14 protein-coding genes and 1 riboswitch are annotated in these 14,786 nt (G+C 53.8%); of the genes, 5 read left to right on the forward strand and 9 right to left on the reverse strand.

Annotated elements, in window-relative coordinates; genetic code table 11:
• Positions 1–307: 307 nt before the first annotated feature.
• Positions 308–1,159: a glutamate racemase gene (gene murI / locus N1689_RS19635; protein ID WP_161733040.1), complete on the reverse strand. Its 852-nt coding sequence runs from the start codon at positions 1,157–1,159 to the stop codon at positions 308–310.
• Positions 1,104–2,981, reverse strand: coding sequence for a TonB-dependent vitamin B12 receptor BtuB (gene btuB / locus N1689_RS19640; RefSeq protein WP_222924847.1), 1,878 nt, complete (start codon positions 2,979–2,981; stop codon positions 1,104–1,106). The genes murI and btuB overlap by 56 nt, the downstream gene beginning before the upstream one ends.
• 69 nt (positions 2,982–3,050) lie before the next feature.
• Positions 3,051–3,234, reverse strand: a riboswitch (cobalamin riboswitch).
• 110 nt (positions 3,235–3,344) lie between these two features.
• Here btuB and trmA point away from each other — a divergent pair.
• Entirely contained in the window at positions 3,345–4,448 is a 1,104-nt protein-coding gene (gene trmA / locus N1689_RS19645; RefSeq protein ID WP_222924846.1) for a tRNA (uridine(54)-C5)-methyltransferase TrmA, read from the forward strand.
• 40 nt (positions 4,449–4,488) lie between these two features.
• Here trmA and N1689_RS19650 read toward each other — a convergent pair whose 3' ends face one another.
• Both N1689_RS19650 and fabR read right to left on the reverse strand, forming a co-directional pair.
• Positions 4,489–4,842 carry a YijD family membrane protein gene (locus tag N1689_RS19650; RefSeq protein ID WP_161733034.1) on the reverse strand — a complete coding sequence of 118 codons (354 nt, stop codon included), beginning with the start codon at positions 4,840–4,842 and terminating at the stop codon, positions 4,489–4,491.
• 14 nt (positions 4,843–4,856) lie between these two features.
• Positions 4,857–5,504, reverse strand: a complete 648-nt coding sequence (gene fabR / locus N1689_RS19655; RefSeq protein WP_013359449.1) for an HTH-type transcriptional repressor FabR — start codon at positions 5,502–5,504, stop codon at positions 4,857–4,859.
• Positions 5,505–5,696: 192 nt separating this feature from the next.
• On the opposite strand from fabR, the gene sthA reads away from it, so the two are divergent.
• A complete protein-coding gene (gene sthA, locus N1689_RS19660) occupies positions 5,697–7,097 on the forward strand; it encodes a Si-specific NAD(P)(+) transhydrogenase (RefSeq protein ID WP_013359450.1) in 1,401 nt (466 codons plus the stop codon).
• On the opposite strand, the gene oxyR is transcribed toward sthA, so the two are convergent.
• Positions 7,080–7,997, reverse strand: a complete 918-nt coding sequence (gene oxyR, locus N1689_RS19665) for a DNA-binding transcriptional regulator OxyR (protein WP_260059990.1) — start codon at positions 7,995–7,997, stop codon at positions 7,080–7,082. The two genes, sthA and oxyR, sit on opposite strands and share 18 nt — an antisense overlap.
• Before the next feature lie 124 nt (positions 7,998–8,121).
• Here oxyR and N1689_RS19670 point away from each other — a divergent pair, with 124 nt between their 5' ends.
• From N1689_RS19670 to N1689_RS19680, 3 genes are all read left to right on the forward strand, one after another.
• Entirely contained in the window at positions 8,122–8,856 is a 735-nt protein-coding gene (locus N1689_RS19670; RefSeq protein WP_161733032.1) for a glutathione peroxidase, read from the forward strand.
• A 531-nt stretch (positions 8,857–9,387) separates the two neighbouring features.
• Complete coding sequence (locus N1689_RS19675; RefSeq protein WP_161733030.1) at positions 9,388–9,693, forward strand: hypothetical protein; 306 nt, start codon at positions 9,388–9,390, stop codon at positions 9,691–9,693.
• A 94-nt stretch (positions 9,694–9,787) separates the two neighbouring features.
• On the forward strand, positions 9,788–10,093 hold the full coding sequence (locus N1689_RS19680; protein ID WP_260059993.1) for a hypothetical protein: 306 nt from the start codon (positions 9,788–9,790) through the stop codon (positions 10,091–10,093).
• A gap of 177 nt (positions 10,094–10,270) precedes the next feature.
• Here the strand turns inward: N1689_RS19680 and argH are convergent, their stop codons facing one another.
• From argH to argC, 4 genes are all read right to left on the reverse strand, one after another.
• Positions 10,271–11,644: an argininosuccinate lyase gene (gene argH, locus N1689_RS19685; RefSeq protein WP_260059995.1), complete on the reverse strand. Its 1,374-nt coding sequence runs from the start codon at positions 11,642–11,644 to the stop codon at positions 10,271–10,273.
• Between the two features lie 90 nt (positions 11,645–11,734).
• Positions 11,735–12,952, reverse strand: coding sequence for an argininosuccinate synthase (locus N1689_RS19690; protein WP_253420441.1), 1,218 nt, complete (start codon positions 12,950–12,952; stop codon positions 11,735–11,737).
• 24 nt (positions 12,953–12,976) lie between these two features.
• A complete protein-coding gene (gene argB, locus N1689_RS19695) occupies positions 12,977–13,753 on the reverse strand; it encodes an acetylglutamate kinase (RefSeq protein WP_161733024.1) in 777 nt (258 codons plus the stop codon).
• A 14-nt stretch (positions 13,754–13,767) separates the two neighbouring features.
• Positions 13,768–14,772: an N-acetyl-gamma-glutamyl-phosphate reductase gene (gene argC, locus N1689_RS19700; RefSeq protein ID WP_161733022.1), complete on the reverse strand. Its 1,005-nt coding sequence runs from the start codon at positions 14,770–14,772 to the stop codon at positions 13,768–13,770.
• Positions 14,773–14,786 lie beyond the last annotated feature (14 nt).

The following is a 14,786-nucleotide window of genomic DNA, read 5'->3' on the forward strand; positions in this document are numbered from 1 at the left end:
ATTTTTGTGCGTCCAAAGACGCTGATATCAATCCTGCGAGTGCCCACACAGATTGTCTGATAAATTGTTAAAGAGCATGCCGCGATTTACTGCGGCGCGGGCTGCGTATATTACGCTTTCCGCATTGTCAGTCAAGCATTTATTTTCGCTTAACTCACTGGTTCGTATGATTTCGAACCTACTCAACCCGGCGCTTCGTAAGCCGTTGTGCCGTGTCAGTGGAGGCGCATTATAGGGAGTTCTCGGAGGCTGACAAGTGCTAATTTCAAATAAAATTCCGAGTGCTGATTTTTTCAGCTAAAAGCCGCTAAAGCGCCAGTTTTTCGAGCAACGGGAAGCCATAACGCTGCAAAACGGGTGATAATTGTACTGCTTCGCCATCCAGCGCCGTACAGAATGCAACATTCTGCTGCGAGGAGTGCACCTCAGGCGCTTCATGCTCAAGCAGCCAGACGGTACGTCGGGCAATTGCCGCACCGGAATCAATCAGACGCGTCCCTTCAGGCAACACCTGCTGCAGCTCTTCGCGCAGTAAAGGAAAGTGTGTACAGCCTAAAACGACCGTATCCGGTGGCTCAGCCATCCTCAGCCACGGCTGAACAATCCGGCGTACCTCATCCAGTGACACTTCCTCACCGTGGAGCTTCGCTTCTGCCAGCTCTACCAGCTCGGCCGATCCCAGCATCTCGATATTGCAGGAACCCGCAAACTGCGCCACCAGCTCATGCGTATAAGGACGGCGCACCGTAGCCCGCGTAGCCAGTAATCCCACAACGCCATTACGCGTCAGGCGCGCGGCCGGTTTAATTGCCGGCACCACTCCTACGACAGGAAATGCAAAGCGTTCACGTAAAGCGGGTAATGAAACCGTGCTGGCCGTATTACAGGCGATGATGACCAATGAGAGAGGATAGCGCTGCGTAATAGCCTCAACGATAGCGACCACCCGCTCCACGATGAAGGTTTCGCTTTTCTCACCGTAAGGGAAGCCTGCGTTATCGAAGGCATAGAGATAATGCAGGTCCGGCAACAGCTGACGGACCTCATCATAGACAGAAAGCCCACCGACGCCGGAATCAAACACCAGCACGGTAGGGCGCAAATCAGAAGTTGTAGCTGCCGCTGAGGTAATACTCTCGTCCTGGAGTCTGATAGCCATACACTGTCTCGTAATCTTTATCGAACAGGTTGGCAATTCTACCACGAACCGTGAGTTGTGAAGTGACCGGATATGAGACAGCGAGATCCCACAGGCTCACTCCCCCTAGCTTCACGCGTCGGCTGGGCGAACTGTTAAAGTCGGTATCATAACGGTCCCCCAGATAATGGTAGGTGATTGACCAGTCAAACTCATACAGCGTCCAGTCGAGCTGATACTTCACCTGCTGCTTAGCCCGGCGAACAAGCGGCTGATCGGTGCTGCCATCCCGCGCATCAACATAATCATAGGAGAGCAGATGCGCCAGCGGCCCGGTATTAAATCCGGCGGTGGCTTCAACGCCTTTAATGCGGGCCTGCTTAATGTTGTAGTAACGGAAAGTCGCCGGATCACTATCAATCAGATTATCGATGTCGTTGCGATAGCCCGACACACGCCAGTTCACCGGTCCGCTCAGCCCTTCAAAGCCGCCTTCCCACTGCTTACTTTTTTCCGGATCGAGGTCACGATTACCATAAAACGGACTGTAAACCTGCGACAGATTCGGTGCTTTAAAAGCAGTGCCATAAGAGGCGAACGCGCGATAGCCGGAGATAAACTCCCATGACACTGCCGTCTGCCAGGTGTTATGCCAGCCGAACTGATTGTTGTCATCACTGCGTACCGCACCTTCAAGGGTAACGCTGCCAAACTGCTGCTGGCCAGTCAGGTAGAGACCGGTATTTCGCTGCTCATAGCCCTCTGATAAATAGTTCGTGCCAGGCTCGGTCGTCTCTTTCTGCCAGTCGACACCGGCGCTGATCGCCCCCTGCCCCACCTGCACGGTGTTGCCCCACTGCAGATTGTACTGGGTGACATCATCAAAGGTGGATGCAGCGCCATAGCGACCATTGCGCGGATCGTAGTTAATGTCTTTGGTATGACCGTAACTGGCGATGAGCTGAGTAGAGTAAATGTCACGGTTGAAGCGTAACCCGGTGTCCCAGGTCTGGCTGTAGAGCTGACGGGTATCCGCCAGCCCGATAATATTGGAATTATTATCGTAGGTATATGAACCGTCGTAGGCGGTGCGGTTATCAAACCCGTAGCCGCGCACAAAACCACTGAGCTCATCGCTGAACTGATGCTCAAGGTTGCCATACAGAGTTTTACTCATGAAGCCGTCGCGATCGTGCTGTGCCGGACCATAGTCATTGGGGTAGCCCGCCACCACATCATACCCTTTGGTATAGGTGTAGTTGCCAGCCAGGGTAAGCTTTGTTGCGTCGCCCAGCATCTGCTGGGTTGACCCGTCATACGATTGATAGCCGCTGGACCCGACGCCCGCCGTCAGCGTGGTGCCGGGTTGCGATCGACCCGTAATGATATTCACCACGCCGCCAATCGCATCAGAACCGTAAACCGCAGACCGCGAGCCGCGAACATATTCGATGCGCTGCACCAGCGACAGAGGGATCTGGCTGAGATCAGACGAACCGCTGATGCCCGCCTGATTAAGCCGGATACCATCAATCAGGATCAGCACATGTCGGGACTCGGTTCCCCGGATAAACAGTGAACTTTGCTGCCCCAATCCACCATTCTGCGCGACATCGACACCTGGCAGACGCCGCATCACATCCGTCAGGCTTTTGGCCTGCCAGCGATCAATCTCATCACGCGTGACGACGGTGGTCGGTGCCAGCACACCTGAAACGGGTTCTGCAAAACGGTTGGCGGTAACGATTTGCGTATCATCATTTCCCTCCGCAAAACTGTTTTGCGCCCAGAGGGAAATCGCCGTTGCGCTCAGCGCGAACAGCGATGCGGTTTTTTTAGTCATTTTTAATCGCATCCATAAGACGAAGCAGGATGCCGCGGGCCGACAATCAATAGAACGCGATGATTGAACGAGTAGCGACGTTACACCGGCAGGTCTTCGGGCTGGGAACCATAAGTGATGATGACTTCCCATCCCAGAGGACAGTGTCTGCAATTGCACTCATCACGACATTCCTTACCGCTGCGCGTCAGCTCCAGATTCACACTGGATTCCCTATTAACTCGGGCTTGAGGCCGGCGTCTGCAGTCTACGGAGTGGAGATACGGAAGTCCAGACTGCTAAATATCTTCTCGCTGCAGGACTGGACATCAGCAAGTGAATGCCTACAATCGCCCGCTGGTAAGCTATTAATCAGGATTGCTCATGACACCCGAACATCTCCCCATTGAAGAGTATGACGCACAGCTGGCGGAAAAAGTCAGTCGTTTAGAGACGATGATGACGCCGTTTGCTGCGCCCGACGTGGAGGTGTTCCGTTCGCCGGTCAGCCACTATCGGATGCGCGCCGAATTTCGCCTGTGGCACGACGGCGATGATATCTATCACATCATCTTTGATCAGCAGACACGCGAGCGGATCCGTGTTGATCAGTTCCCGGCGGCCAGCCAGCTGATCAACCAGCTGATGCCAAAGATGATCGCCGCGATCCGTGATAACCGCACCCTGCGCCATAAACTGTTTCAGATCGACTATCTGTCGACCCTGAGCAATCAGATTGTGATTTCACTGCTCTATCACCGCAAGCTGGATGATGAGTGGCAGCAGGCAGCGGCGGCGCTGCGTGACCAGCTGCGCGCTGAAGGGCTGGATGTGCAGCTGATTGGCCGTGCGACCAAAACCAAAATCTGTCTGGATCGCGACTATGTAGACGAGCGTCTGCCGGTGGCGGGTCGTGAGATTATCTATCGTCAGGTCGAGAACAGTTTTACCCAGCCCAATGCGGCGATGAATATTCAGATGCTGGAGTGGGCGCTGGATGTGACGCAGGATTCACAGGGTGATCTGCTGGAGCTTTATTGCGGCAATGGTAACTTCTCACTGGCACTGGCGCGCAATTTCCGCCGCGTGCTGGCGACTGAAATCGCCAAACCCTCTGTTGCCTCGGCGCAATACAACATTGCAGTGAACCAGATTGATAACGTGCAGATTATTCGCATGGCAGCGGAAGAGTTTACGCAGGCGATGAATGGCGTACGCAGCTTTAATCGTCTGGAAGGGATTGACCTGACCAGCTACGAATGCGAGACAATTTTTGTCGATCCGCCGCGCAGCGGACTGGATGAAGAGACGGTGAAAATGGTGCAGGCGTACCCGCGCATCCTTTACATCTCCTGTAACCCGCAAACTCTGAGCGACAATCTGCAGACGCTGTCAGAAACGCATGAGGTAACGCGGCTGGCGCTGTTTGATCAGTTCCCCTATACCCACCATATGGAATGCGGCGTTTTGCTGACGCGTAAAGCGTAAACAAAAACGGGAACCCTGAGGTTCCCGTTTTCATTCATAACTACTGATTGCGCTTGCGCTTAAATCGCGTCGCAATCCAGAACACCAGCGCCACCATCAGAACGGTGGGAACAAAGTTAGATCCAATGTCCGGGTATTCCGCCCGCACCAGCGCGCTATACACCAGAATCCCCAGCAGGAAAAACGCCGCCGCCAGACCTGGCATGCCGTCCGGCATGTTGGTGTTGAGGTAACGCTGATGCAGACACCAGGCCGCCAGACCCAGCGCAATCAGCGGAAAAATCGAAAAGGGAACAAAAGCGCTGAACAGCACAGAAAACGAGCCGTTAATCGCTAAGCCGGTAATAAAAGCCAGTGCCAGAGTGCTTTTATCGCGAATACCTGGTTGGGTCATGGACGGATCCTTACTCATTGCTCTTCGGGTTTTTCCAGGGTAACCGCCAGTCGTTCCTGCTCACGGCGATACCAGTAATAAGCGCCTTTGGCGATCATACGCAGCTGCAGTACCAGCCGATCCTCAAGCTTCCGTCGCTGCTCAGCATCAACATCCAGTGCTTCTGCACCGGCGCTGAAAACAATGGTCACCATCGCTTCCGCCTGCGCTTCGGTAAAACTACGCGGCATGCGATTTTCGACCTCAAGATAATCGGCCAGTTCAGCGATAAAGTGCTGAATTTCACGCGCCACGGCGGCACGAAAAGCGGCGGAGGTACCGGAACGTTCACGCAGTAACAGGCGGAAAGCGTTGGGATTGTTGCCGATGAACTCCATAAAGGTCGCCACCGACGTTTTAATGATGCTGCCGCCTTTGGCGATACGCTGGCGCGCCTGACGCATCAGCTGTCGCAGCATCAGCCCGCTTTCATCCACCATCGTCAGACCAAGCTCATCAACATCCTTAAAATGACGATAAAAAGAGGTGGGTGCTATCCCCGCTTCACGGGCAACTTCCCGCAAACTCAGACTGGTAAAACTGCGTTCGGCGCTGAGCTGACTGAAAGCTGCTTCAATCAGTGTACGCCGTGTACGTTCTTTTTGTTGCGCTCTGACGCCCATGCTCTCTGCCTTTAGCGGTAATGAGTAGGCACTATAACAAAATTTTCAGCGTACAGATTGGCAATCTTTGTCACCGCCTGTGAACCTCACTCTTTGTCAAAATGTGATGAAAATCGCTGATAGAATTCAGAAGTGCGCGACGAGATGTTAGAATCTCGTTGTAAAAATGTATAAATAATAGGACGTATCGGTATGCAAAAGTCTTACGATTACGATGCCATTGTGATTGGCTCAGGGCCCGGCGGTGAAGGGGCGGCGATGGGGCTGGTAAAACAGGGAGCGCGCATCGCCGTGATCGAACGCTACCACAACATCGGCGGCGGTTGTACGCACTGGGGCACCATCCCTTCTAAAGCCCTTCGCCACGCCGTCAGTCGCATTATTGAATTTAACCAGAACCCACTCTACAGCGATCATACCCGACTGCTTCGCTCCTCTTTTGCCGACATTCTCAATCACACAGAAAATGTTATCAGCCAGCAGACAGCCATGCGTCAGGGCTTCTACGAGCGTAACCGCTGTGAACTTTATCAGGGTGATGCGCATTTTGTTGATGCTAATACCATTGAGATTGAGCAACCTGATGGCACGCGTGAGACGCTGACGGCAGAGAAGTTTGTTATCGCCTGCGGTTCACGACCTTACCATCCTGACGATGTCGACTTTACCCACCCCCGCGTTTATGACTCTGACTCTATCCTCAACCTGCACCACGAACCAGGTCACGTCATTATTTATGGCGCGGGTGTAATTGGCTGTGAATATGCGTCCATTTTCCGTGGCCTGAACGTCAAAGTTGATCTGATTAACACCCGCGATCGCCTGCTGGCATTCCTTGATCAGGAGATGTCTGACTCCCTCTCTTACCACTTCTGGAACAGCGGCGTAGTCATTCGTCACAACGAAGAGTTTGAGAAGATCGAAGGCGTGGAAGATGGCGTGATCATGCATCTGAAGTCCGGCAAGAAAGTGAAAGCAGACTGTCTGCTTTACGCCAATGGCCGTACCGGTAACACTGATTCGCTGTCGCTGGAAAATGTCGGTCTGGAAGCGGATGGTCGTGGCCTGCTGAAAGTGAACAGCATGTATCAGACCGCTCAGCCACACATCTATGCCGTGGGTGACGTGATTGGCTATCCCAGCCTGGCCTCTGCTGCCTACGATCAGGGCCGTATTGCCGCGCAGGCGATTATCAAAGGAGAAGCGTCAGCGCACCTGATTGAAGATATCCCGACCGGCATCTACACCATTCCGGAAATCAGCTCTGTAGGTAAAACCGAGCAGCAGCTGACGGCCATGAAGGTGCCTTACGAAGTGGGCCGCGCGCAGTTCAAACATCTGGCGCGGGCGCAGATCGTCGGCATGAACGTTGGCAGTCTGAAAATTCTGTTCCATCGCGAAACGAAAGAGATTCTGGGGATCCACTGTTTTGGTGAGCGTGCCGCCGAGATTATTCACATCGGTCAGGCGATCATGGAGCAAAAAAATGGTGGTAACACGATTGAGTACTTCGTGAATACTACCTTTAATTATCCGACCATGGCTGAAGCCTATCGCGTTGCCGCGTTAAACGGCTTAAACCGCCTGTTTTAAGGCAGCGTCGAAATAGTGCGCCATGTGGGTTTTAATCGCCTCTGCCAGCTGTTCATAACGGCTGCGCAGAGGTGACCCCGGGCGATAGACCAGCGCAATTGTACGCTGTGGCACCGGTTTGTAGCAGGGAAGATAGCAGACGCCATCGCGGACGCGTTCCGACGGGACGGCAAGCGCCGGTAACAGCGTAATCCCGCTGCCAGCCGCCACCATATTGCGCAGCGTCTCAAGACTGGTTGCGCGGAAGTGGGTATCTTCATCCGCACCCGCCTCAAAGCAGAAACCCATCGCCTGGTCACGCAGACAGTGCCCGTCTTCCAGCATCAGCAACTTCTCGCCAGCCAGATCAGACATCGGTACGCGATCGCGGTCGCACCACGGATGATCGGCATAGACTGCCAGCTTCATCGGCTCATCAAATAACGGCACTTCGATAAAAGCCTGACTCTCTTTGACCAGCGCGATAATCGCGCAGTCCAGCTTGCCGCTGTCGAGCTGAGACAACAACTGTTGCGTCTGCGCTTCGTGCAGGTACATCTCCAGTTTCGGGAATGTCTGGTGCAGCGTAGGGATAATCTGTGGCAATAAATAGGGCGCGGTGGTCGGAATGAGGCCGATATGCAGCGGACCTGACATCGCTTCCCCTTGCTGACTGGCCATCTCTTTCAGCACTTTCACTTCACGCAGTACCGTTCGCGCCTGATCCACCAGCAGCAGACCTGCCTGTGTGAACAGCACTTTGCGGCTGGTGCGCTCCAGCAGCATCACACCCAGCTCATCTTCCAGCTTACGGATCTGCCCGCTTAATGTTGGCTGACTGACATGACACGCATCCGCGGCACGGCGGAAATGACGGTGTTCAGCAAGCGAAACCAGATATTCAAGATCACGAATATTCATTATTACCCTCCAAACCACGATAGCCCGTGGCGATAGATAGAATAGCAATGAACGATTGGCCCTATCAAGGGTGGTTGGGAATAATGCGCGCATCAAATGGAACGCGGCAGGTCAGGAGCAAAAAATGTTTGCAAGTCAGGAAGGTAACGCTATTCCGTCAGTCACTTTTCACACACGTCAGGGCGATCGCTGGGTTGATGTCACCACAGAAGCGCTGTTTAAAGACAAAACGGTGATCGTTTTTTCACTGCCGGGAGCCTTTACACCCACCTGCTCCTCCAGCCATCTGCCGCGTTACAACGAATTAGCGGGTCTGTTTGCCCAACATGGGGTGGACAGCATTCTGTGCGTTTCAGTGAATGACACCTTTGTGATGAACGCCTGGAAAGCCGAACAGCGCGCAGACAACATTACTTTTATTCCCGATGGCAACGGCGAGTTCACGCGTGGCATGGAGATGCTGGTTGAGAAAGCCGATCTCGGTTTTGGCCCGCGTTCATGGCGTTACTCGATGCTGGTGCGTAACGGCATGGTCGAGAAAATGTTCGTTGAGCCGAACAAACCTGGTGACCCGTTTGAGGTCTCCGATGCTGACACCATGCTGCGCTATCTGGCGCCGGAGTGTAAAGCCCAGGAGTCGGTCTCCATATTCACTAAACCTGGCTGCACCTTCTGCACTCAGGCAAAACAGATGCTGATGGATCACGGTATTCAGTACGAAGAAATTGTGCTGGGGCAGGATGCGACAACCGTAAGTCTGCGTGCCGTATCAGGCCGGGCGACGGTGCCGCAGATCTTCATGGGCGGTCGTCACATTGGCGGCAGTGAGGATCTGCAACAATATTTGCTGTCAGCGTAAGAGAATCTGAGCGTCGGCCGGGAGAGCGGGCGCTTTGATGATGTGCCTATAAAAAAGTAGTAATTCTGAAGCTAGAGGTTGGCGGGCATTTAATATGCCCGCTTTTTTTACCTGCTAAGCAGCTGACAACCACTTTTTCAGATCTCGCAATTATTACACGGAAAATAGTCAGATTAACTGGAGGACCTATAATAATGCCAGATAATAGGTAAGAACCCGCAACTTACACATACTCAACTCTCTGGGAAATTCTCTTCAGAAAAAACCTCACCCACGAAATAAGATAAACAACGTTAATTCGTTAAAATTACCATACTGCAACCCATGTAAAAATACGCACAGTGGATATAATTTGAAATTATTCATACTGAAATCCGCATAACAAAAATAAAATAATACCAGTGCGTAAAATGGAAATTATGCTATATACCATCTCCCATCACTCGGTTATTTTTGACTTCGTCGAATACCTTTATATGTTCAGACGAAAATCCTGGTCTATTTAGAAACAACTTTTTGATGGATATAATTATGCGTACTTTATCTTATGAAGAAACAAATGCAGTGAGTGGTGCTGACCTGCAAGGTGCACTCATCGGCATGGTAGATGGTGCAGCAACAGGTATGGCGATTGGGGGTAAATGGGGGGGAGCAGGTGGCTTCGGTTTCGGCGCCATAGCCCAGCTTGTTGGCCTGATTATTCCAACTATCATGGGTGGTGTCGCAGGCTTAGTTGTCGGCGCTGCCACCGATACCGCTTCAGTGCAAAGCCTGATTGCAGATTATCGTACCGCTTTCGGTCCAGGTAACGTTGATCATGGCGGCACGATCGGTTAATCCTCGCGACTAGTGACTCCAGGGGGCGATACAGTGTCTGAGAAACTTATCACTGCGCCCTTTTTTCTTCTGCAGAATAAAAATGGAATCTCGCATGAGAATGTTATCGATTAATGAATTTCAATATGTCAGTGGTGCGGCGGTAATTACTACTGAAACCTGGGCTTATATGGATCAGGTGCTGAGTAATACCTTAGATGGCGCATCTACTGGCATGGCGATTGGTGGAAAATGGGGAGGCGCAGGCGGCATTATATTTGGCGCTACATCTCAACTAGTCGGTCTTATTGTCCCCGCAATAATGGGCGGCATATTGGGCATGGTATCCAGCATTACGATAGGTTACGAGGCGACAGGGCTGTTACTAAATGATTATCGGGAAAAATTCGGCACTGCTTAATTTTTTCAAAAAAACAAACTAAAGACTACCGGTAATAGCAACTGATGTTGGTTTTCGCCCAAAGTTTTAGTACGATCGAATAATCAGCACACCCAGTGGTTAATAATTTCGCAAAGGTAATGCCCTTTACCTGACATTATAATAACGGGCAAAGCATTAACTCTGCCCGCTTCTCAATCACGCCAGACGCTGCTTAGCATCACCGATGGCACGCGCAACCTGCTGTGGCGAGACACCGCCCTGCGCATTACGCTTATCCAGACAGGATTGTAGCGCCAGAATCGGATAAACATCCTCGCCAATCACCGAGCTGAACTGCTGCAACTGCGCCAGCGACAACGCTTCCAGCGCCACGCCCTGCCCGATGGCAGCAACCACCACTTCCCCGACGATATGGTGTGCTTCACGGAATGGCACACCTTTAGCGACCAGATAGTCAGCCAGTTCGGTGGAGTTTGCGTAACCCTGTTCCGCCGCTTCCTGGCAGCGCGGACGCTTAACCTGCAGGCCATCCAGCACCAGTACGGACATATGCAGACAGTCGAGCCAGGTGTCGAGCGCGTCAAACAGCCCCTCTTTGTCTTCCTGCATATCTTTGTTGTAGGCAAGTGGCAAACCTTTCAGCGTCATCATCATGCCGGTCAGTGCGCCCTGCACCCGACCACACTTGCCGCGAATCAGCTCCAGCGCATCCGGGTTTTTCTTCTGCGGCATCAGCGATGAGCCAGAAGTGACTTTATCTGACAGCTCAATAAAGCCCGCTTCGCCGGTATTGAAGAAGATCATATCTTCAGCAAAACGCGACAGATGCACCATGCCAATGGCCGCATCAGACAGCAGCTCCAGCACGTGATCGCGATCTGATACCGTATCCAGACTATTGCGCGTTGCAGAAGCAAAGCCCAGCCAGCCAGCCAGTTGCTGACGATCGATCTCGTAAGCGGTACCAGCCAGAGCGCCACAGCCCAGCGGGCTGACATCAAGCCGCTTCAGGGTATCCTGCAGACGGCTCTCGTCACGCGCCAGCATTTCAACGTAGGCCAGACACCAGTGCGCAAATGTCACCGGCTGCGCACGCTGCAGGTGGGTGTAGCCAGGCATCACCGCATCCTGATTCACTTCCGCGGTGACCACCAGTGCCTGCTGAAGATCACGCGTGGCTCCCAGCAGCGCCTCAATCTGCACCTTGCACCACAGTTTCAGATCGGTCGCGACCTGATCGTTACGGCTACGGCCGGTATGCAGCTTTTTACCCAGCGCACCGACTTTGTCGATCAGCTTGCCTTCAACCCAGCTGTGGATATCTTCGGCGTCGCTCTGCAGGATCTGTTCAGGATTCTCACGCACGTCATCCAGTAACGCATTCAGCGCGACTTCCAGCTGCTGCTGCTCATCCTGAGTCAGAACATTGACCGTCACCAGCGCTTTGGACCAGGCAACAGAGCCAATGATGTCCTGCTCTGCCAGGCGGTAATCGAAGCGCAGCGAGTCATTGAACTGTTTAAAACGTTGATCCGCTGCCTGAGTAAACCGTCCACCCCAAAGTGCCATGTGAAAACTCCTCTGAATCGTTAAACAAGAGGCGGCATAAATGCCGCCCCTGAATGAAAACTGTGAGGCGAGGCGCACCCCGCCTGAAAATTACTTCTTCTGCTCGTTCAGGGCGCGGATACGCGAAGAGAGCGAGAACAGACGGATAAAGCCGCCCGCATGGCGGTGATCGTAGACCTCATCTTCACCAAAGGTGGCGAACTCTTCTGAGTAGAGGCTGTTCGCGGAACGCTTCTGGGTGGCTGTCGCCTGGCCTTTATAAAGCTGCAGCACCACTTCACCGTTAACGTCTTCCGCCAGCGATTCAGCAGCAGCCTGAATTGACTTACGCAGCGGTGCGAACCAGCGGCCGTCATAAACCACGTAAGACATCTCGTGACCCAGCTGCTCACGCCATTTGAAGCTATCGCGATCCAGCACCAGCTGCTCAACCGCACGCAGCGCATTCACCATGATGGTGCCGCCCGGGGTTTCGTAGCAGCCGCGGGATTTAATGCCCACCAGACGGTTTTCAACGATATCGATACGGCCAACGCCATGCTTTGCGCCCAGCACGTTGAGTTTTTCCAGACACTGGAACGGACTCAGTTTTTCGCCGTTAACCGCCACAACCCGACCTTTTTCCACGGTTACGGTCACTTCTTCAGGCTGGTCAGGGGCGTCCAGCGGATCGACAGTCCAGACCCAGCAATCTTTATTCGGTGCATTGGCCGGGCTTTCCAGCACGCCGCCTTCGGTGGAGATGTGCCAGGCGTTTTCGTCACGGCTGTAGATTTTTTCCAGCGACGCGGTGGTCGGGATGTTGCGCTCTTTCAGGTAGTCCAGCAGCGCTTCACGTGAACGCAGGTTCCATTCACGCCACGGTGCCACCACTTTGAGCTGCGGTGCCAGCGCGGTGTAGGTGGTTTCGAAACGCACCTGGTCATTCCCTTTACCGGTTGCGCCGTGACACAGCGCATCTGCGCCCACTTTCAGCGCCAGCTCAACCTGGGCTTTAGCGATGATAGGACGCGCCATTGAGGTGCCCAGCAGATAGGTGCCTTCATACAGCGCACCGGTCTGCAGCACCGGATAGACGTAGTCGCTGATAAACTCTTCACGCAGGTCAACCACGTGGCATTCAGATGCGCCGGACTGCAGGGCTTTCTTCTCTACACCTTCCAGATCGCCGCGCTCCTGACCGATGTCCGCTACGAAAGCGACCACTTCACAGCCGCCGTAGTTCTCTTTCAGCCATGGAATAATGGCTGACGTATCAAGACCACCGGAGTAAGCCAGAACGATTTTTTTGATGTTTTGCGTTTGCATTTCGTAATCCTTGAATCAGAGTCGTTAAGCGAGAATCCGGGTGCCAATAGACACGCCGTTAAACAGGTCAGGCAGCCGCTCAGCGTGACGCCAGCTGGCAATATCCACCGGACGGCCCAGCGTACGCGCCGCATCAAGCGCAGCGTGCACTTTAACAATCATGCCGTCAGTAATAATGCCCTGGGTAATCAGCTGCTCAGCTTTGTCGGCGGTCATCTCTTCGATGCGCTGACCTTTGCCGTCGAGAATACCACTGACGTCTGACAACAGAACCAGATCGGCGCCCAGCGTTGAGGCCAGTGCGGTCGCCGCCTGGTCAGCGTTGACGTTCATCAGGTCGCCGCTGTCAGTAATGCCAATGGAGCTCACCACCGGCATATAACCGGCCGCCAGCAGGGTGTTCAGCAAGGCCGGATCTCCCGGCATTGCATGGCCAACATGGCCGAGTTCTTCATCAAACGGGGCGACATTGACGATGCCCGCATCGCCCAGGCAGAGGCCGACCGCGTTGATGCCCGATTTTTTCGCCCAGGCCAGCAGCGTTTTATTCGCGGTTCCCGCCAGCGCACCGGTAATAATGTCAATCTGATCGGCCGGGGTGACGCGCAGGCCATTTTTCTTCATCACCGGCAGCGCCAGCTTTTTCATCAGCTCATCCACCAGGCAGCCGCCGCCGTGGACGATGATCAGCGGACGCTGATGAGCGCTACGATAGTTAAGCAGTGCTTCAAACAAGCGCGCCAGCGCTTCTTCGCTGTCTAACAGCACACCGCCCAGCTTAATAATCAATGGATTAGTCATGGTTTAGTTATCCGTTAAATCAGTGACTGCGTTTCAGGGAAGCCGAACCGGATGTTCAGGCACTGTACTGCCTGCGATGCCGCCCCTTTCAGCAGATTATCTTCGGCTGCTACAACAATCAGATGTTCGTCCTGCACTTCAAAACCGATATCGCAGTAAGGCAGGCCGACAACGGCTTTCAGCGCCGGTACGCCCTTATCGTAGAGGCGCACCAGCGGCTTGTCGTCATAGGCACGATGGAAGACGGCAGCGATATCTTCGCGGCTGACACCCGCTTTCAGACGGCAGGTGATGGTCGCCAGGATACCGCGCGGGAAGCTCCCCAGGTGCGGTGTAAAGATCACTGGCGTACCGAGGTGCGCGACAATTTCCGGGTGGTGACGATGATTAAACAGACCATAAGGCTGCAGGCTCACTTCGCAGAAGCTGGTCCCGACACTGGCTTTACGTCCGGCACCGCTCACGCCGCTGGTGGCGTTAATAACCGGCCACTGCGCATCGTTTAACAGTCCCGCATCCACCAGAGGTTTCAGTGCCAGCTGAGCCGCGGTCGGGTAGCAACCGGGTACCGCCACCAGTTGCGCCTGCTGAATTTTCTCATGCTGATATTCCGCCAGGCCGTAAACGGCTTTATCGAGCCAGTCGCCATGCTGATGCGTGAAACCGTAGAAACGGGTGTAAAAATCAGCGTCGTTAACGCGGAACGCACCCGACAGGTCGAATACCACACAGCCAGCCTTGAGAAATTCCGGGGCCAGGTCGTGGCTGACTTCGTGGGCCGTCGCCAGGAACACGACATCCACTTTGTCTGCCCACTCCTCCGCGCTGCTCAGCGGCTGCAGCGGTAAATCCACCACGCCTTTCAGCTGCGGATGGAGATCGGACAGGCGCTTGCCGGCATCAGGGCTTTGCGCCGAAACCGCCAAAGCGGTTATGTTGATATGTGGATGGCGATTCAGGAAGGTGGCAAGCTCAACACCAGCATAACCACTGGCACCAACGATCAGCGTATTCAACATCAGGCTGTAACCCT

This window comes from Pantoea sp. XY16 (assembly GCF_025153065.1).
Lineage (GTDB): Bacteria > Pseudomonadota > Gammaproteobacteria > Enterobacterales > Enterobacteriaceae > Pantoea > Pantoea alfalfae.